The organism is Thermoflexus sp. (genome assembly GCF_042408365.1).
In the GTDB taxonomy this organism is placed as follows: Bacteria; Chloroflexota; Anaerolineae; order Thermoflexales; family Thermoflexaceae; genus Thermoflexus.
Genome location: NZ_JBHOQJ010000187.1, coordinates 1 through 19805 on the forward strand (window position 1 = coordinate 1; position 19805 = coordinate 19805).

Here is a 19805-nt window from a genome sequence, read left to right on the forward strand (position 1 = left end):
GATTCCGTGAGGACCCCAGGGTTCGCGGTTTTGCCGCTCACGGGGCGGGGAGCGCCCATTCCACCAGGGTGTAACGGCACCGGCGTTCCGGCCCCACCGTGCCCACCACCAGCCAGACCCGATCCCGCCCGCTCATCACATCCTCCAAGAACGCCCCGGGGGCGGAAAGATCCAGCTCCTCCATCCGCCCCTCGGGATCCACCGCCCGCACCTTCGCCGGGGCTTCCACCGCCCGTCCCACCACCCAATCCCCCGCCCATCCCACCGGGGGCTGCAGCCCTTCCAGCGGCCGCACCCCCTCCGGCCCCGGCGGCAGCCGCAGCACCCCCAATCGCTCCGGCTCCGCCATCGTCCCCGCCCGCACCACCACCCCCTTCCCGGCCGGATGCCACGCCTGCACCCCTTGCCAGCCCGCGAACATCCAATGCCTCGAGAGATCCTCCCCCGAAGCCACCCAGATCCCCTGCCCCTGCCGGGTGCGCCGGTCAATCACCTCCCCCAAGACCCAACGGCCGTCGGCCATCGCCATCACGCTCACCAGGATGGTTCCTTCCGGCAACCCCAGCGCCCCCTCCGCCACCCGCTGCCCGGTCTCTACATCCACCAGCTCGCCGATCGACCCGATCCTCTCCGCCGGCATGAAGGGCCAGTAGAGCACCACGTGGCGGCCGTCGCGGAGCAGTACCGGGCCCGGCACCCACATATCGGTGCCGATCACCTCCGTCCGGAACGTCGATAGCCGCACCGCCGGCGCGCCCGGCTTCAACGGCACCCGCCAAAAGTGGAAGGCCACCGGCGCCCCGGGGCCGGGGATATATGGCGTGGGGGTTGGGGGCGAGGGGCCCCGGGTCCCGGGTTCGATCCGAGGGGGCCGGGGCGTCGCCGTCGGGGGCACGAACTCGAAGACGACGTTGAAGACGAGGGCCCAGTCGGGGGATTGGACCGGGAGGATCCAGCCCCCGTCCAGGGGCCGGCCCTGCGCATCCTGGACCCGCTCCCACGCTGGAGGTCGCAAGGTCCCGCGCCACAATTGGCCCGTCTGGTCAACGCCCAGGGCGCCGTTCGCCCCCGCCGGGTAGACCGCTTCAAACGGGACGGGGGTGTCGACTGTGAGGGTCTCCCCATCTTCCACCCGCACCCGGCCGGCCTCGTCGATCCGCAGCCGCCGGCCGTCGGGAAGCCGGTTGCGCGCCCCAAGGGTGGGATCCCGCCGCAGCCATATCAAGAAGGGCAGATCGACCTGCGAGCTGAACTTAGAAGGCGCCTCCGCCAGCCGATGGGCCGTGCCGGCGAGATCCAGGGCCACCAGCGCCTTCCCCTCTGCGGTAACGAAGAGCACCTCCAAGAAGCGGCCGTCGGGGGTCAAGCTGGAGGGGATAGGAAGGATAGGAAGGAGGGGAAGGCCGCTCAACACCCGCACGCGATGGGGGCCGAGGGTCCGCTCCTCCCATCGTAGCGAGGAGAGATCGGGGAGGCCGGCGGGCGCCCCGAGCCATTCGCAGAGGGCTGCGGAGGGGGTAGGGGTAGGGCGCGGCGTGTAAGTGGGGCGAGGCGTAGACGTAGGACCTGCGGGGGAGGGCGTCCCGCCCGGCGTGGGGGAAGCAGGTGGGGAGGACGGCCGAGGCGCACTAGGGCTACACGCGGCCAGCCCCAGCACGAGGGCCCCGAGGAACCGATACAGGCGCATCACGCTTCGTGTCACGGGTCCGCTCATATCCCATGACCTCTCCCCATAGGTTCTATTCGGCTGGCGCCGGCGGATGACCCTCTATCGACGGCCACCTTCTCAAATGGAGCTCTTAACGTCCCAGGCTGGAGGTATTGAGGAAGCTCCTAATCTCTCCACACAGGGAAAGCACAACCTGGACAACCGGTTGTATCTCTTCTCCGGCCGATGCGCCCGGTGCCTCCCAGCGGAATATGAAAGAAGTCCCACCCTTGGCAGATTCCGAATATGTCCAGTTCTCTTGAATCTGCTGAAAGCCCGGAATATTCTTGCTCAAGAACGACTCCGCCCGCTGCCGCAGCTCGTCCACACCAAGTTGCGAGCGCAAACAAAACTCCACCTCGCTGTTCGGCCCCGGACCAAACTGGAAGACCTCGTCGGTCGTCGGGTCCACAAAATACATCATCCCCCGATTGTCCTGATAGATCTCCACACGACGCGAGGCGTCCAGATATGGATTCGCCGAGGTCCCTTGAAAGAAGACCTCCAGGGATGGGTCCTCCCGCAGCGCCCGGATCCGGGCAATGACCCTGGCCACCGCTTCGGGCTCCCGCTGCTCGGCCTTCAGCGTCTCCTCCACCAGACGCGCGTGGATCGCTTCGACGCGCGCTTTGGATGAACCACAGAGCACCGGCTGGCCGGTTTTGGAATCCCGCTCGACACATCCTTTTGCCAATTCTTCCTGAGTCGCCCGCTCCAATTCGGCTTTCAGGGCTTCAATGGTAGGATGCGCAGGGCGCCCGGCCACGCTTTCCGGCCGGGCAGCGGGCGCCGAGCGGTTCAGAACGCTCCAGATCCCCAGCCCTGCGATCAGCGAGAGCCCCGCTGCCAAAGCAGCGAACATCACGGAAAGTCCCGGCCGGCGCATGTCGCACCTCCCTGGTCGTCATAGTTGAACGTCCACCGTACTACTCCAAGGCATAGACCACGAGGCTCTTCCGTTCTCCGGCACGCCCGGCGCGATGGGCGCGGCGGGGACCGTGCGCCCTCCTCTGCCGTCCCACCTCACCGCAGCGCCCAGATCAGCCAGTGCCCCTGACGGCGGATCACGTACACGTGCCGCTTCAGCGCCTCCATCCGCGCCGCCTGGGGGTTCGCACACGGCCCCGGGCAGACCTCCACCCACCACGTGCGCGCCATCACCGCTTCCCCACACCCGTTCCCCAGCAGCTCCCCATACGGGCTCTCCCTGGCCGGACGAGGGGGCATCAGCTGTTCCGGCCCGGGCGCCTCCTCCAACCGAATCCCCTGCAGCAGCGGCCAGAAGGCGGGGTCGGTGGCCTGTTGGCGGCGCTGTGCATCCGCAGCGGCCAGCGCGTGCAGGAGCGGCAACACGTCCTCCACGGCGGGTGGCGGGCTCGGCTCCGTCCCGCTCAGGTTGGGGCAAGCCGCCGCATACGTGAGTTGGACGTTAGGGGCGGCTGGGGTGGGCGGCGGATAGACGGCCGGGTCGAAGCCCGGGGGTGGGGTGAAGGGGGGAAGGGTGGGCGGCCCCACCGGGGTCGGGGAGGGAGCCGGCCGGGGGGTCGGCGAAGGGGAGGGCACGACCGTCGGCGAGGGGGAAGCGGGCGCGGTGGCTGGGCTTGTAGGGGAACCCAGCGCACCGGGCGCAGCGCCCCTGGGCGCTGTGCACGCCAGCCCCAACCCCAGCCCGATCAGGAGGCCCAAGCGTAGACCGCGCCATTCCATCGGGAACCTCCTCAACAACTGAGGGTTAATATCTTCCAAAAACGCGCGAGTCATGGCGATATAGTGAGCCAATGCCCTCCGCTGAGATCCGGAATGCGTTGTATTCCCGTCTCATCAATGCGTATCGAATAAAGCACTGCATGATTCTCCCCATCCAGATTGCTGACGAGCGACACCTCTTCAGAAAGCCAAGCCAGCGGGAGGACCGGCCGACTGGGATTTGCGACTTCGGCAACGGTGGAGGCTCGGCCACTCCCCACATCCGATAGGACAATCCGGTCAACAACCTGTGCTCCTCTCCCCAAGCAGTTGCCTGCGGTGAAAGCATCGAGAAAACGCCAACGCCTTTCCAGAAGGGGCCCGAGCCATGGTGGTGATCCATGTATCCTGGGCCACCACATCCAGGCTCAAATCCGACAAGGAGAGTAAAGTGAGCGTATCCCGATTCGCCCCTTCATACGGCCTCCCGTGGATGGCCAGGAACTTTCCATCCGGAGAGGCCGAGGCTTGGCATCGCTCGTCCTGGAAATTGAGCAGCCAGATGGGGGATGGCCATCCGGCGATAGACGGCAGAGATCCTGGTCATCCAAGGGAGAGGGGCGTGCGAAAATGATTGCGAGGTGAGCCTGGGGCTCAAGCCAAGTTGTCTCCGCGCCCCAGGTTGGGACTGGGATAAGGGTTCCACCCCCTGCTGCTTGCGACGGTGAAGACGATGGACGCTTTCCGGCCGTTCCCACAGCAGGGGAAGAGCATGCGCACCCCGCGAGCGCGATGGCAACAAGCCATGCGGCCGAGATCCGTCGTTGCTTCATCGTCTCACCTTCCCCCCTTATGAGCCGCCAGGAGCGGCGCATCTGGCGGCCGTTCCAGGGGAGCTGCCGGTTCAAAAGCCAGACTATGGATCATTTGGGTCAGGGTCGCCAGATGGCTTTCAAAAAGCGGCCCCTCGCCCCCTGTCCCCGTGATATAGGCATGGATTCGGAAAACCATTCCATCGCGCACGGTTTCGAGTGTGATGGAGCGATCCCCGGCCATCCCTCCAGATTCAATCGTTTGTTTCCAGGGAATGCCATTGATCGAGACCTCTTCCCCTTGAAGGGCCTCTGGGTTGGCCTTGGGATCAAGCATGAAACTGATTTTGACAAAGCCTTCCGAGAGGCCGCCCGGCACGTCCGCCGGATGATCAAAAGGAGGGATGTTCTGCACATGGACAAGGTAACCATCCGGATGAGCGATCACCACCCAACCCTTAGGATACAAAAATGAGAAACGAATCTCTTTATCTTTAAGCATGAAGGATTGTTGCTGGCGTTGCCATACCATCGGCGTCGGGGAGGGAGAAGGCCGGGGAGTTGGCGAAGGGGAGGGCAAGACCGTTGGCGAGGGGGAAGCAGGCACGGCGGCCGGGCGCGTAGGGGAACCTGGCGCACCGGGAGCAGCGCCCCCGGGAGTCGTGCACGCCAGCCCCAACCCCAGCCCGATCAGGAGGCCCAAGCGTAGACCACGCCATCCCATCGGGAACCTCCTCCGCACGGAAGCGTCACCTGGACCTTGCACGAGAAACACCTTTGTTGAACGGGATCGTAACCCAACCAAGCGAAGGTCGGGCGGGTCCAATCGATCATGGGTGTGGAACGCTGCAGACAGTCCGGCCATCCGCATCCAGCGCTACGGCACACCCGTCCTCATTTCCCCCAGCAAGCTATATCTCGCTCCCCCATCGCAGCAAACGGCAACTCTTATCGAGTCACCTCCAGCGTCGCCAGCAAGATCATCTGCTGGGGCCAGAGTTTTTCCGCTCGCTCTGGATTCAAATACATGATGTCCCCCAAACTGATCCAAAGCACCCGCTCTTTGCCGATGACGATCAAGCTCTGAACCTTCGGGGGGTCCCCAGGCCAGAGCGGTTCCTGGATCACAAAGGCGGGACGTCCTCCCACCTGGATCTTCTCCACCACCCGAATCGGCCCCCCGCCGGGAATCGGGTTCTCACCCTCCGGCAACTCCCGGCTCCAAGCCCCCAGGCCCTCCGGTGTGGTCAAGCGAGGATCTTCCCTCTCCAGCAGGAACACCCGCATCCCAACGAAGATCTCCCGAATCGTCCCCCAGTGAGGGTCCAGCGTCGGACGGTCGATCGAGAGGCCCACCTGCCGGCGAGAGATCGGCTGAATGCGGATCTCGTAATCCGCGGGATACCGAAAGCGTAGGCCCAACTTCGGGTCTTCGAACACCTTCCAATGGGCGGTCTGCTTTCTCACCTCTTCCGCCGAAGGGAGACTGAGGGGGCGAGGGGTTGGGACCGGTCCTGGGGTCGGGGGAGCGGGCGGTTTCGGCGCCGTCGGCGCGGGGGAAGGGGTCACAGCTCCCACCGGTTGCTCCGGCCCGGAGGCCACGACCGGGGTTCCGGGCGGAGGGGTCTCCTCCGAAGGCCGGGTCGCTTCCCCCAATGGCCCGCAACCGCTCAATAACCCGGCCATCAGCAGGACCCCCATGAACCACCGGATGTCCCATCGCCGGCGGTATCCTGGCCCTTGAGCGCGCATTGACCTGACCGTGCTCAGCGCCGACAGCCGGAGAAAGGCCATCTTCTTCGCACGCGCCGGGAGCGTCGAGCCGGTGGACACCATCCACAAGGCTTCCTCGTGTATTTCGCAGCTTTCTGAAAAATCTGGCTCGTTTCTCTTGGTCACACTCCGTCTTCCCACAGCCCCTCGGGCGGTTTGGGAGGCTGGGTCGGCCCAGCCTCTTCCTCCACTTCCGGTTTGGGTTCCCTATGTTTAGACCTTTTGTCAATTGTGAATTTTCCGCACGGGAAGGCCGGACCCTTCACATCAACCAGGCCGAATGGGTCACCGTGTTTACATTTTGCGCAGCCAGCGATCGCCCCCGTCCAGTTGTGAGCGACAACGTTGGGTTACTTGAAAGGGATCCCCCGCGAGGCCAGCTCCCGTTGAAGGAGCTCCTTCAACAGGGACGCAACTGGGCAGAACTCATAAATGGGTTCGCCGGTCTGATCTCCGGAGCGCCAGAGGCCGATGTAGTTAGGTGTGTGGTAATCAACGGAAGCAAGCATTGCGGAGGCGCTTGCTGCCCTCGAGGGGATAATGTCGGGGCGATTGTAAAGGATCAAATCCACCCCATATGGGGGCTGTGGTTCCAGCGTTGGCCTGGTTGTTGTGCAATCCCCGGAAGCGGCGGTCAGGAGAATCCGAACAATCTCCTGCACAACGGCCGGATCGGTCAGCAAGACGCTGCTTTGCTCCACCGGAACGCCTTTGGGAGTGAAGCCGAAGATCTTCACTTCTATCGCGCGGGTTTCAGAGGCGACCCGGTTCGAATCAAAAGTGAAGTTTCCGGCTGGTATCGGTGTGGGCGTGGGTGGGAGAATAGATGCTGGAGAAGGGCTTCCCAAGCATCCACCTCCAAGGAGGATGAGGGTGATTCCCAAAAACAGCCAGCGCGCCATCAGCTCCTCCCCTCCGCGGAAATTCACAAAGAGCAAGGCCCCCTGTGAACCCCGCTCTGCAACCTTGCGCAACTACTTAGGGTGCTGGTTCAACCACTCCATGTAAAGCCGCCAATAAGGCGAAGGCACAACAATACCCTGAAGATCAGCGGCGTTGAACTGCGGGGGAATCCAACTGACTGTGATGTCCACCAGGTAGACTTCTGGAGACTTCAACAACAACAACGCCAAAGATTCAGGCCGATCCAGAGAACCCTCTACAGCCATAACCGAATCCCCTTTTCTGCCCATATGGGTTCAAGCACTCCAAGAGAGATCTTCGAGTCAATCCTATCTACAGAAAACACCCCCACTATACGGTTGGTTATGTCGATCACAGCCCACAAATGTCACCTGGTCAAGCACTAGATTTGCCACATCCACAAGTTTTGGACATCAGCGATGGAGAGTGGCGCTCGGAAGACAACTTTTACTGGAACAGTCCGAGAAGCGCTCAATAACACCGATGGAACCTCGGTAGCATTTCACTGCACATAGGCCTGGCGTACTGCAGGGTTAGCAAAGTGAACCTCAATATGTGCCCGAGTGTGTTCCCCATCCTTCGTCACAAATACGGAACCCCTGGAATGAGAAGCATCAGCATAGGAGCTTCCTCGTGGAGTCATCCATCCGGCTTTGGTGGGTTCAAACTCTTCGGAATCCTCCCCGGCCTTCCGCCGGTGGCATCTTCACGCTAACTGATTTCGTGCCCGCTGTCTGCTGTGGAAATTACGGGCTTCGGACCTGTGGAAATCCACAGGTCGATCGCTATTCCCTCTGGCCGGGGAGGAACCCGTGCTCCTTGGCCCAGAGCACAGCCTCCAGCCGTGAAACCGCCCCCAACTTCTGCAAGATGTTCCCCGCGTGGAACTCCACCGTCCGGATGGTTAAGCCCAACTGCCGGGCGATCTCTTTGTTGCTCAGCCCCTGGGCCATCCACCTCAACACCTCCCGCTCCCGCTCCGTCAGCTGGCTCCAGCGGGCCGCGATCTCTCGGTAGCGCTGGACCCGCTGGATCTGGGCCGCGGTCCAGAGGAACTCACCGCGGGCCACCCGTTGGATGGCCGAGGCGAGGCGTTCGAGGGGTTCTTCTTTGAGGAGGTAGCCACAGGCTCCGGCCTCCCACATCTCGGCCAAGTAGCGGTCGTAGTCGTAGGCGCTGAGAGCGAGGACGCGCACGGAGAGGCCCCGCCGTTGGATCTCCCGGGCCACCGCCGGCCCTGAAAGGCCCGGCAGTTGGCAATCCAGCACCGCCACATCGGGCTGGAGGGCCAAAATCTTCTCTAAGGCCTCCTCCCCACTTCCGGCCTCGGCCACCACTTCGATATCGGGCTCCCGGTCCAGCAGGACCCGCAGCCCCAGCCGCAGGGTGGGGTGGTCATCGGCGAGAAGGATGCGAATGGTCTGGGTCATCGCTCTCTTCCCCCTATCCCACCACCAGGTGGCAGGCACCTTGAAGGTGCCCATCACCTGGTGGTCAGCAACTCCTCAAACTCCTCCGCCGCGTCCACCAGACGGCCCCGACGGCGGGTCAGGCTGAAGTTCTCCCATTGGGTGTCCCCGGGGAGGTCGTCCAGGAACCAACACAGCGCCTGAATCTGGGGCTCGTTGTTCACCACACTCAAGGCCGAGCTCAGCCAGCCCCGAGGATAGTTCTGGGCCGGCGGGACGCCCACCGCCGGAATGAAGGTGTTGGCCGAGGTGATGTAGACGGGAAGCCCCCGGGTGGATGGATAAGCATTGATGATGTCCAACCATTCCCGATAGACGCGAAAGCCGGCCTGGGCGCCCCTCCATTCCGGCTGCGGGAGGTCGATTTGGGGTTCTAAGTGACCTCGCCCGCCCAGTTCAGGGGCCTCGGGCCGGCCTGGAGCCTGGACGGCGAAGCCGTCCGGGGCCGCGAGGGGAATCCCGAGCGCCGCTTTCAATCGTGCCGTCTCGTCGATATATCGCACCAAGGTGTTCATGTAGTTGAGCCAAGGTACATCCACTCGGTATGGATAAACGCCGTTCTGGTCCGTGTTCCAAGGCCGGATCGGTCCCACCAACACCCGGACGTGGGGGTTCGCAGCCCGGATCACCTGGACGCCGTTATCGGTGTGAAGGGCGGGCTCGCCGTAGCCGTTGAAGACGCGGGCGTACCACTCGGGGGTCACCGGACGGTCCGGGGCCAGCGCGTTCTGATCCAGGCCGTTGTAGCTGCTGCCCAGGATGTAGCCGTACACGCCCTGGAGGCGATCATCCCGGGCCAGGCGTGCCAGATACTCCAGATACTCCGTCAGGGCCAGGTGGTCGCCGGCCGGCGGGATGGACTGGTTGTAGTCGTAATCCACCCGCACCAGCACCCGCAGCCCCTTCGCCCGATGCCGATAGACCTTCGTGGCCAGGTCGTCGATCCCCCAGCCGGGCTCCTGGGCCCGCCGGGCGTAGGTGAGCTCCACCGCCCATCCGCTGCGCCCGCGCCAATCCCGGTCCGGGTTGGGGAAGACCAGCCCCAGTTTGGTAGGCAGGGGAGGGGGAGTGGGAGGTGGAGGCTCACCGATCCTCATCCGTCCCCGCTCCTGACAGCCAGTGTGGCAGCTGTGATAGAAGGCGATTTCTACGGGGCCGGTGGGCAGGGTGAAGCGAAAGGTCCAGGTCCACTGCCGGCCCAAGCCCGCCTTCCAGGTTTCCAGATCAATCGGAGCGCCGTTGACCGTTAAGAGGACGTAGGCCCAGGGGGTGTAGTCGGTGACGTGGAGGCGGACTTCGTCGCCGGGGCGGGCGAAGGGCGGGTCCAGCTGCATGCGGGGGGCCAGCAGGGCGGGAAGCACGGGGCCGTCTCTCTCCGGCACGATGATCACGTAGCCGGAAAGGGGAAACAACGCCCCAGCGACCAGCGCCAACCCCAGAAGCCATCCCCAGCGGCGTAGAAAGGTTCCTATGGCTGTGCGGGCTTGGTCGGCAAGATGAACTGCACGCATGTCCCCGTTTCCCCCTCCGTTCGGCTGGAGATCTCTAAACGGCTTCCGTGGCGGCGCAGGATCTCCTCCACCAGCGCTAAGCCCAGCCCGCTCCCCTCCACCTCCTGCTTCGCCGCCCGATAGAACCGACGGGTGAGGTGCGGCAGGTGTTCCGCCGGGATGCCCGGCCCGGTATCCCGGACCGCGCAGAGGACGCCGCCCTCGGTTTGCCGGAGGATGACCGTCGCTTGATCGCCCGGACGGCAGTGCTTGAGGACGTTATCCAGCAGGTTCAGGAAAACCTGCATCAGCCGGTCCGGGTCTCCCCAAACCACGGGGAGCGGGGAGTCGGCTTCCAGGGAGAAGCGGATGTTCCGTTTCTCCGCCTGAGCGGCCAGGGACAGGATGGCCTGTTCCGCCAGGTCCACCAGGTCGATTGGGCGCCGATCGATCTCGGGCGAGGTCTCCAGGCGCCCTAATTCCAGCATCAAGTGGACCATGCGGGCCAGCCGTCGGGCCTCCGCCCGTAGCATTTGCAGGGATTGCGCTTTGGTCTCTCCAGGGATGTCGGGGAGGGAGAGGATCTCCAGGTGAGTGAGAATGGCGCCCACGGGGGTTCGCAGTTCGTGGGAGAGGCCGGCGAAGAGTTGCGTTCGTGCTTCCTCGGCCTCGTATTGGGAGGTGATATCCAACAGGAAGAGGTAATCCCACTGTCGGCCCGACATCAGCCACCAGCGGATGACCCGGCCGGAGGGGAGGCGGAGGACCCGGTAGCGGCCCTCGGGGGCCCGGCCCCGTCGGACGTCGGCGCGGTCGTCATCCAGGAGGAAGCCCCATTCCACGGCCGGGATCGAGCCGGAAGGCGCCTCCAGCCCCAGCAGGCGGCGGGCGTAGGCGTTGGCGTAAACGTAGCGTTCTGCGCTCTCCAGGACGAGCCAGCCGAAGGGGGCGTGCTCCAGGATGGCATAGAGAGCGGCGTCGATGAAGGTTTCCGCCGCGCGCCGCCCCGCGCGACGGCGGTCCAGCCAGAGGGCTGTGAGGACGACGGCGACGAGGATCAGCAGCAGGGCCCAAAGGAGACCGCGCAGGGGAAGAACCAACACGCGTCCCACTCCAGGTTGAGGTGCTTCTCATCTTCGAAGGCGGTCGGGACAAGGCTCAGTATATTGAAGAGGGTGGGGAGGGACAAATCCACACCGCGTACGGGGCGACCTCATGATTCTCCAGGGGGTTCGGAATTGCCCCTGGCGGCTCTGCCACCCACTCCAGCTTGGCAAAGCATTACCCGGGCGACCAAGGATGAACGAGCGAGTTATACCTCTCTTACACTCTTAAGGGGATCGTTGGGCCCCAGCCGATGGATACAAGCCGCGCCATCGACGCTTTCTGCGAGGCAGCCCCGGCGTCCCCACGCGGGATCGGTTCATTCCAGGTTGGGATCGGGGATTGTCGCAGAAATCTCCTGCTCTAAAATCCGTCGCAGCTCCGCGAAACCCTGGAAGACCCAGCGCCGCATGGTGGCGGGCTCGGTCACCTGGCCCTGGATCTCCCCTTGGTTGTTGTGCACCAGGCGTATCACATAGACGCGGAGGTTGCGCATCGTTGGGATCATCTCAATGTCGGACATCGGTTCCCCCAGATCCGGAGATGGGCCAGATCTGCAGGTTGTGGCTTCCAGAATAACCGGGGGATGTGAACGACTTGGGAACATGAGGGCTCTGTGGCGCCACAGCAGTAGGGGCTACGCCGGGGCTTTTTAGCGATCACACTGTTCGGGTCAAACGAAGGACCTCACCCTTGAATCCCCTCTCCCCACGGCCCTTCGGGCCGTGGGGAGAGGGGATGAAATTTTGGGGGCGAGCTGGGCACCAAGGATACCCAGCTCGCCTTCAAACCCTGTCTCAGATTACTGAAAAGCGCGGAGGCTACGCCTACAGCTGTGCATTTCCAGGACTCTCTCTAAATCGGATCCCCCCGGCGGAGGCGTTCCGCCAACCACTCGGTGAGGGAGGAAGGCGGGATCCGAAGCTCGCGGCGGAGGGCTTCCACGGCCTGTTCATATACTTTCAGGGCCTGGCCCCGCTGTCCGATTCGGGCCCAGGCCCGCATCAACACCTGATAGGCCTCCTCCATCCATGGCGCCTCCGCGATGGCCCGCTCGGCCCACGGGATGGCCTCGGCCGGCCGTCCAACGGCCAGGTAGGCCTCGGCCAGCGCACAGGCCCCTTCCGTATATAAGGCCCGCAGCCGTTCCTGATGGGGGATGAGCCAGGGCTCATACGGAGTGCCCGGAAGCAAGGGCGACCACTCCGCGAGGCATCGAGCGAAGCCCTCCAGGGCTTCTGGATGGAGAGGCCGTTCCGCCAGCCACCGCCGCACCGCTTCTTCAAAGACCTCGACGTCCACCCGAACGGTGTCCGTGGGATCAAAACAAAAGGCCTCCCCGGCGGTGGCGAAATAGCGGAACGGCCCGCGGGGGGACATATAGGGTTCCAAGATCTGGCGCAACCACGAGAACAGCCGGCGGAAGGTCCCCTTCGATTCCTCCGGATCCCGCTCGGGCCAAAGGTCCTCCAAGATCCGCTCCCGCGGGAGCCACCGGCGACGGTGAAGGGCGAAGTATTGCAGCAGACGGGCGACGGCCGGCCGGGGCCACGCCGATTCAGGGATGGAAACACCGCCGCGCCGGACCTCAAAGGTCCCCATCAGGCGGATCTCCAGAGGAGGCGGGGGGAGGGTTTCCAGCGACCGAAGGGCCTCAACAAGCCCTCGGCGGACCTGGGGATGGCGTTCCCGGGTCACGGCGCGGCGCAACAGCGGCATGGCTCCCTCGTCCCGCGTTGCGGCTAAAGCCTGGGCGGCCCACGTGCGAACCTGAGGATCCGGATGCCGGAGGAGGTCGGCCAAGGGCTCCAGGGGACGCAAGGCCCCTAAGGCGTGGATCGCTGCCTCGACGTCGACCCCTTCCACCAGACAGAGCCGCCAGAACTCCTGGCCCAGTTCGGGATCCCGGTCGATCAGGAGGCGCTCGAAGCCGGGTTGACGTAAAGCCCGTAACACAGCGTTCGCGTGTCGGGCCCAGCGGGGATCGCCGGCCTGGTGGGCGCATAGGGCGAGCAGCGCGCGAAGGCGGACGAGGGCCGCCCCAGCTCGGGCGGTGATCAGCCGGTGGGTGGCCGGATGCCAACGAGGCGCCCCGAGGGCCCAATTCGCCAGATCCCACTCCAAGGCGAGGAGGGCCTGAGCGAGCGGGGCGTTCTCCAACCGGGGGAGGGCAAGCTCCAGGAGCTCGACCGCCTCCTCGGGGTGTCCCCGGCGACGCGCCTCCCACGCCCGGGCTTGCGCCAGCGCCCCTTCCCGCTCCGGATGGCCCTCTATCAGGTCTCCGGCCCGGGCCAGGGCGTGGGCCGCTTGCTCCCAACGTCCCTGCCCGATGGCGCCCATCGCTCGACACCACCAGAACCAGAACGCGTTGCTGGCCTGGCCCGCCTCGATCGCCCGGCTCAACGATTCGATCTCCGAGAGGGCGCTTTCCAGAGATCCCCAATCTCCCATCTCGACGAAGAGGATCGCCCAGCCCAGGAGGTGGATGATCCGCTGGGCCGGCCGTTCCTCGTAATACGGTCGATTGTGAAGCAACAACGCCCGAGCGGCGGCGAACCGCCCGGATGGGATTTCCACGCCGACGGCCAGGTTGTGGCGGAGGAAGACGGGATAGTGCGGATCCCCCAGGGCCTCCGCGATGGCGAGCGCCTCCCGGTAGAACCGGCGGGCGTCCCCCAGGCGGGCCAGGCCGGTGCATGCATCCGCGGCCGTCTTCAGGAAGCGCATCTGGAGCTTCGGTGGAGCGGGCTCCTCCAAGCCTTGCAGGCTCCAGGCCAAGGATTCCCGAAAGCGCCCCTCGGTGTAGAACATGGAGGCGAGCGTCGCCATAGCCCTGAGGTAGAGATCCCGATCGCCTGCGGCCTCGGCCTCGCGTAGGACCTGATGAAGGATGGCCCGTCCCTCCGTCCACTGGCCGGCCCGATGGATCTCCCCGCCCATGCGCAACATCAGATCCGGGGCGCTCCGGCGGGCCGGTTCCCCCAGGCTCAACACCCAACGCCGGAACGTCCGCTGCCGCCCATACCGCCGGATCCAGTCGTCGGGCAGGGCCCGCAGCAGGCGGAGGGCCTCCTCCTCCAGCCGGCCGGCCAGGGCATGCTCGATCGCCGCCTCCAGATCCCCCCGCTCCTCGAACCACCGGACGGCCCGCGCGAAGTGGGGAGCTGGGACCTCGGGGGAATGGTAGAGCAGGAACTCACGGAACACCTCGTGATAACGCCACCAGCCTGGGGGGCCAGCCGGCTCCAGGAACAGCCGCCTTCGACGGACCTCATCGAACAGGCGGGGGATCCGGCCCTGCAGCTCCGGTTGATCCTCCAGGAGGGCGGCGGCCAGCTCCACGTTGAAGGAAAGAGGGATGGCGGTGCGGAGGAGGAAGCGCCGGATATCCTCAGGGAGGGTGTGCAACAAGGAGTGGGCCAGCGTGGTGAAGAGCTGTTCCTGCACCTGCGGCCAGCGCTCCGGGAGCGGGCGGCCGGCGTCGGGTTGGGCCAACAGCGCGATCGCCATCGGCCATCCCCGCGTGCGGGCGTGCAGGCGCCGGGCCTGCTCGAGATCGACCCTCAACATGAGGGCGATCTCCTCCACCGAGAACGCCAGGTCCACCTCCGTCAGCCAGGTTTGTGGGAACGGCCGCCCCGCTAACGGCCCGGGAACCCAGCGACCGCTCACGACCCATGCGCGGGGATCGCGAGCGATGCGGCCCGCCAGCTCCTCCAGGGCCTCCGGGCCATCGGCAAGCCAATGAAGATCGTCCAGGAGGAGGACCTGAGCATCCCGGGCGGCATCCAGGGTCTCCTGAAGGCATGCCGGGTCGATGACGGAGGGCTGAAGGGCGAGATACCGGCTGCCGGGCAGATGTTCCTCCAAGGCGCGGAGCAACGTCGTCTTCCCGTAGCCGGGCGGCGCGATGATCCAAACAGCTCCCTCGGCCAGGGCTTCCCGCACCCGATGGATCAGGCGTGGGCGGATGAGGAAGTCTGCAGATCCTCTGGCAGTCTCCATCACTGGATCACCCGACCTCTGCGCTGAAAAGAAAAGCCGAGTGTTAAGCGATCGGGGGTCCCTGAGATCAGCAGATCTCGGCGCTCAGCCGCAAAAGTTTATTTCGCTGTTCATTATATTCAATATTTCTCGTGGGTCGCGCTGGGATCGTGGTGACTGGGGTTCGGACCCCCCTTGGGACAGGGGAGACTGGTGCACCCTGGGTTCTTCGCCCCCAAAGGATTTTTCTCCCTCCATCGCATATCCCCAAAGCGAACCGGTAGTGGGTTAACGGATGGGAAGAGCACTGACCGGATCATCCATGGGGGGAAGGATCACCGGGCCACGGGAACGAACAAAAAGGCGTGCGGCACGGGGGCCCGAAGGCATATTCGATGGATCGCCCGTGAAGCGCTGCGATCGCGGACCACAGCGTGGTGAAGCCGGGGCGGTGCCCACAAAGGGGTGCCTCGTGGTCGCTCAGGGCCTCGCGCAAGCGCTCCCGCGGCTCACCTCCGCCCGCCTCGATCCAGCGCTCCAGACGCTCCTTCCGACGCATCGAGAAGCGCAGATCCCGCCGGCCCTGCAGCGGCCGCGTCCGATGGTGCTCGTAATGGTTGGTCACGGCGAGCACATCGCCTTGGAGCTCCCGCACAGCCACCGCCATCGGATGCACCTCCACCGCATATCCGCATCGGGGATCCGCCACCAGGAAGTTCAGCGGCAGGATGTGGGGCATGCGAAGCAGCGCCTCCACGGCCTCCTCGGCGGAGCGACAGCGTTCCAGCAGGATGCGCGGGATCAAATGGAAGGGGATGCCCGGTCGGGGAGGCGGCTCGTCGGCCATCACCGCGTGCAGCGAGACGAACAACCCAGCCTCGTTGACCCCATCGTAGCGCCCGCCGGGGACGCTGCCCATCATTCCGATCGATGCGAAGCCCTCTGGAGGACGGAGCCGGACCAGATCCCGGATCCGCTGGATCGGCATGAAGTCGTAATTCCGTCCTATCCACATCCGGCCTTCCCGATCCCGCCAGGCCACCGCCGAACAGGCGAAGGAGCGGGCGCGGAGGGAGGTCCGGCAGACCTGTTGCCAGAGGGAAGCAGGATCCAATCCCTGAGCGGCGGCGTAGCCTTCGTATTCTTCCAGCAAGGACGGATGCCAACGGCCCACGAGCCGGCGGCACGCCTCCGCGAATTCACGATCGGGGGCCGGGGGCCACCATGGCGGCCGCCGGAAGGGAGGGCTCAGGCGGCCCAAGACCTCCCCCACCTCGCGTGGGGAGCCGGCGAGATCCAGAAAACGATAGGAGGCGTGTGAGCCCATTGGGTCACCACGGAGGAGAGGGTGTTTCCCTTGGAACTACTGTGAAGGTCCGGATTTGGTTCTGGCGCATCACCTGGACCGCCACCGGGCGCCCTGGGGGCCAGTGGGCCAGGAACCGATGGAGCTCCCCCAGGCTCCGGATCGGTTGATCCCCGATTCGGACGAGGATATCCCCTTCCTGCAGCCCACCCTGGGCCGCTGGCCCCCGCGGATCGACTTCCAGGATCTCCAGGCCTGTGGCGGAGGCTGGCCCGGGGATGGGGCGGATCTGGACCACCACCCCGAGGTAGGCACGGCGGATGCGTCCTGCTTTAATCAGCAGGGCGGCGACCCATTCCGCCGTCTGGCTGGGGATGGCGAACGCGATGTTCTCCGCCCCCAGGATCGTGGCCACGCACACGCCGATGACCTCGCCCCGACTATCCACCAAGGGGCCGCCGGAATTCCCCGGGTTCAGTGCGGCATCCGTCTGGATGATATCCTCAATGATCTGTCCGCCCGGGCCCTGGAGCGTCCGCCCCAAGCCGCTGATGATCCCAGCGGACACGGTGAAATGAAAGCCTAGAGGGTTGCCGATAGCCACCACCAGCTGCCCCAGGCGCAGGCGTGAGGAATCCCCCAGCCGCGCAGCCGGGAATGTTTCCTCCCGCTCCACCCGGAGGACGGCTAGGTCGGTGTAGGGATCCTCCCCGATGAGGCGGGCGGGGAAAGTGCGGCCGTCGATCAGGGTCACCTGGGGCTCACGGATGTGGCGGACCACGTGGCTATTGGTCAGGAGATAGCCGTCCGGGGTGATGAAGAAACCGGAGCCCATCGGCTCCAAGGCCTGACGGCGTCGAGGGAACCCCGCCGGCCGGATGCTGACCACCGCTGGGCCGACTTGCTCAACCACGCGGATCACCGTTTGAGAATACGCATCGAGTGGCTCTTCCTCACGCATGTCCGATTCCTTATCGAGTCAAAGGATCCTGGAGTGGCTGGGGTCGCCTTGAACGGCCCCACCCACTCCTTCCAGTTTCCAGTGCGGCTCCTGCGACACGGGAAGGATGTAGGGGCAGGCCTTGTGCCCGCTCGAAGGGCCCCCACAAGGGATACCCCTACGTCGGGATGTAGGACCTGTAGGATCGACTGCTGGCGCAAGAGATCACGCAGCCTCTGGCGTGGGGGGAAGGGGCGAGGCGTTCGCGGATGGAGCCAGCGCCCAGAGGCGGAGGGGATCCACCCGCTCCACATCCAGGCCGAAGACCTCTCCAAAGGATTGGGCGAGCGCCTCCTGGACAGCGGCGATTTGTCGCGCTCGGGCCGCTGGGTCGTCCGGTTCTCCCAAGAACATCGCCATCGAGACCACACCCTTGTCGGCGATGCCGCAGGGGATGATCCCAGAGAAATACGTGAGGTCGGGGCACACGTTCAGGGCGAACCCGTGTGTGGTGATCCCCCGGGCGTCCACCCGCGCGCCGATAGCGGCGATCTTCGCGGGGGCCCGCCGCAGGTGAGGCGGGCACCAGGCGCACCGGCTCATCGCATCGGGCTGCACCCATACGCCAGGTGCCCCCGGGAGAACCCCTGCGGCGATGCCGAAGCGGGCCAACGTCTCGATGAGCATCTGCTCGATCCGACGGACGAAGGCGACCTTATCGAGGCCGAGGCTCTGAAGGTCCAGGATGAAATAGCCCACAACCTGGCCCGGGCCGTGGTAGGTGACATCCCCGCCGCGATCGGTGACCACCACCGTGACGCCGCGGCGGGCGCGCTCCGCCGCGTCCCATAGGATGTGCTCCGGCCGGGCGGATCGCCCCAGGGTGAAAACGTGGGGGTGCTCCAGCAGGAGAAGGGTGTCCGGGATCTCCCGGACAGCACGCGCCTCGGCCAGGGCCCGCTGCAGCGCCCACGCCGCTGGGTATTCCACAGTTCCCAGAATCGACCACCAGCCTTTCATTGAGGCCCCTTGATGGTTTGAGCTCCAGGGCACCCACCAGGGGTGCCCCTACGTCTCACCTTGACCACCTTTTGCGGACGATCTCCCCGCGTCCTCCCAGGGGGCCCTCCGGTCGCCCGTTGAGGCGCACCTGGAGGGCTGCTGCGTTCCCCGTGTCCAGTTCCAAGGCGGATTGGGCCTCCCAGGCGCGGGTTTCCCCGGGACGAATGAGGCCCTGATACACCAACTGGCCGTCCGCCCGAATGCGTACCCAGACATGTTCGTTAGCCTCGACCTCCAGGCGGAGCGTTGAGGGGGCAGCAGCTAAGCCTGGGGTGGGGCTCGGCCCGACAACGGCCGCACCGGTCACCGTCGGAGCAGGGGGAAGCGGGGCCGATCGAGGAAGCCAGCGTGAGCGGGCGAGGCCGATCAAGCTGAGGATCAGGAGAGCGGCCACTCCGACCCCGGCCAGCGAGCGCCACGGAAAGGTGGGCCGGCCCGGGATCCGGGCCAGCTCGAACATGGAAGGAACGCGGGAAGGGGGAGCGCTGGGGATCGCCGCTGCCATCCCATCCCAATCCGCCAGGAGGGCTGCCTCATCCAGCCCCAGCCAGCGGGCGTAGCGGCGCAGGAACCCGCGGGCGTGGGCGGGGCTGGGGAGCACCGAGAAGGCTTCGTTCTCCAGGGCCTCCAGATAGACGCGTTTGATGCGGGTCGCTGCCTCCGCCTCCTCCAGAGAGAGCCCGCGGGCCTCACGGGCCGCTCGCAACTGTTCGCCAATGCTCACCCTCATGCCTCCCGTTCCACCACGACCTGCACTTGAGCGGAGATCTCTGGCCCCAAGCGCACCTTCACCGGATGGGTCCCCAGGATCCGGATCGGCGCATCCAGTTCGATCCGCCTCCGATCGATCTCCACGCCCAGCTGTTGGGCGATCGCCTCGGCGATCTGCTGGGATGTGATCGAGCCGTAGAGGCGATCGCCTTGGCCCGCTCGCGCCCGGATGGTCACGATAGCGCCATGGAGGCGGTCCGCCATCTCCCGAGCGGAGGTCAATTGGCGAGCCCGGCGCTGCTCCGCAGCCTGCCGGGTTTCCGCCGCATGGCGGATGAGCCCCTCAGTGGCGGGCGAAGCCAGCCCCTTGGGGATCAGATAGTTTCGAGCGTAGCCGTCCGCCACCTCCTTCACCTCGCCCGCCCGTCCCAGGTTAGGCACATCCCGCAACAGCACCACCTTCATCGTTGTGGTCCTCCGTGGAAAAGGATCCGCACTCGTCTCGAAACGCCGCCGCCGTTTTTTCCGGCATGCTCGAAAGCCTTGCTCCCCTCCCCGCTGTGAAGCGGAGAGGGAGAGCACACACGGCGGCTTGGAGCTGAGCGTTTGAGCGACAAGTCAGCGCTCACGAAAAGCGCCCTGAAAGAGTATCTTACCAAGGATCCAACGGCGGGACAACTGCGTTTAGGGGGCAGACAAGGCTTGTCAAAGTTCTAACAAAGACGGCATAACGATGAGGAAACGGATGGCCTCTCCCCTCCCCACAGCCCGAAGGATCGCGGGGAGGGGAGAGAAACAGCATGTTAGGGGCGAGCCGGGCGCCTTCGGCGCCCGGC

At 65.3% G+C, this 19805-nt stretch carries 16 protein-coding genes; all 16 read right to left on the reverse strand.

The window, feature by feature from the left end:
- Window positions 1-37: 37 nt before the first annotated feature.
- Entirely contained in the window at window positions 38-1714 is a 1677-nt protein-coding gene (locus ACFMO5_RS08715) for a hypothetical protein (protein WP_376792359.1), read from the reverse strand.
- 85 nt (window positions 1715-1799) lie between these two features.
- Entirely contained in the window at window positions 1800-2594 is a 795-nt protein-coding gene (locus ACFMO5_RS08720) for a hypothetical protein (RefSeq protein ID WP_376792360.1), read from the reverse strand.
- 137 nt (window positions 2595-2731) lie between these two features.
- Entirely contained in the window at window positions 2732-3415 is a 684-nt protein-coding gene (locus ACFMO5_RS08725) for a hypothetical protein (protein ID WP_376792361.1), read from the reverse strand.
- An 816-nt stretch (window positions 3416-4231) separates the two neighbouring features.
- On the reverse strand, window positions 4232-4738 hold the full coding sequence (locus ACFMO5_RS08730) for a hypothetical protein (protein WP_376792362.1): 507 nt from the start codon (window positions 4736-4738) through the stop codon (window positions 4232-4234).
- A 416-nt stretch (window positions 4739-5154) separates the two neighbouring features.
- Entirely contained in the window at window positions 5155-6042 is an 888-nt protein-coding gene (locus ACFMO5_RS08735) for a hypothetical protein (protein ID WP_376792363.1), read from the reverse strand.
- A 287-nt stretch (window positions 6043-6329) separates the two neighbouring features.
- Window positions 6330-6881, reverse strand: coding sequence for a hypothetical protein (locus ACFMO5_RS08740; protein ID WP_376792364.1), 552 nt, complete (start codon window positions 6879-6881; stop codon window positions 6330-6332).
- An 807-nt stretch (window positions 6882-7688) separates the two neighbouring features.
- Window positions 7689-8333 carry a response regulator gene (locus tag ACFMO5_RS08745; RefSeq protein WP_376792365.1) on the reverse strand — a complete coding sequence of 215 codons (645 nt, stop codon included), beginning with the start codon at window positions 8331-8333 and terminating at the stop codon, window positions 7689-7691.
- Window positions 8334-8386: 53 nt separating this feature from the next.
- Window positions 8387-9883 (reverse strand): hypothetical protein, encoded by a 1497-nt coding sequence (locus tag ACFMO5_RS08750; protein ID WP_376792366.1) that lies wholly within the window; start codon window positions 9881-9883, stop codon window positions 8387-8389.
- Complete coding sequence (locus ACFMO5_RS08755; RefSeq protein ID WP_376792367.1) at window positions 9841-10965, reverse strand: sensor histidine kinase; 1125 nt, start codon at window positions 10963-10965, stop codon at window positions 9841-9843. Before ACFMO5_RS08755 ends, ACFMO5_RS08750 begins: the two co-directional genes overlap by 43 nt.
- A gap of 320 nt (window positions 10966-11285) precedes the next feature.
- On the reverse strand, window positions 11286-11489 hold the full coding sequence (locus ACFMO5_RS08760) for a hypothetical protein (RefSeq protein ID WP_376792368.1): 204 nt from the start codon (window positions 11487-11489) through the stop codon (window positions 11286-11288).
- A gap of 332 nt (window positions 11490-11821) precedes the next feature.
- Complete coding sequence (locus ACFMO5_RS08765) at window positions 11822-14971, reverse strand: BTAD domain-containing putative transcriptional regulator (protein ID WP_376792369.1); 3150 nt, start codon at window positions 14969-14971, stop codon at window positions 11822-11824.
- A 295-nt stretch (window positions 14972-15266) separates the two neighbouring features.
- Window positions 15267-16277, reverse strand: coding sequence for a C45 family autoproteolytic acyltransferase/hydolase (locus ACFMO5_RS08770; RefSeq protein WP_376792370.1), 1011 nt, complete (start codon window positions 16275-16277; stop codon window positions 15267-15269).
- A 4-nt stretch (window positions 16278-16281) separates the two neighbouring features.
- Window positions 16282-17217, reverse strand: a complete 936-nt coding sequence (locus ACFMO5_RS08775; RefSeq protein ID WP_376792371.1) for a S1C family serine protease — start codon at window positions 17215-17217, stop codon at window positions 16282-16284.
- Window positions 17218-17421: 204 nt separating this feature from the next.
- The gene (gene lipB / locus ACFMO5_RS08780) at window positions 17422-18216 is read right to left on the reverse strand and encodes a lipoyl(octanoyl) transferase LipB (protein ID WP_376792372.1); all 795 of its coding nucleotides are present in this window, start codon (window positions 18214-18216) and stop codon (window positions 17422-17424) included.
- A 55-nt stretch (window positions 18217-18271) separates the two neighbouring features.
- Window positions 18272-18982: a helix-turn-helix domain-containing protein gene (locus ACFMO5_RS08785; RefSeq protein ID WP_376792373.1), complete on the reverse strand. Its 711-nt coding sequence runs from the start codon at window positions 18980-18982 to the stop codon at window positions 18272-18274.
- A gap of 2 nt (window positions 18983-18984) precedes the next feature.
- Complete coding sequence (gene rplI, locus ACFMO5_RS08790) at window positions 18985-19434, reverse strand: 50S ribosomal protein L9 (protein WP_376792374.1); 450 nt, start codon at window positions 19432-19434, stop codon at window positions 18985-18987.
- Window positions 19435-19805: the final 371 nt, after the last annotated feature.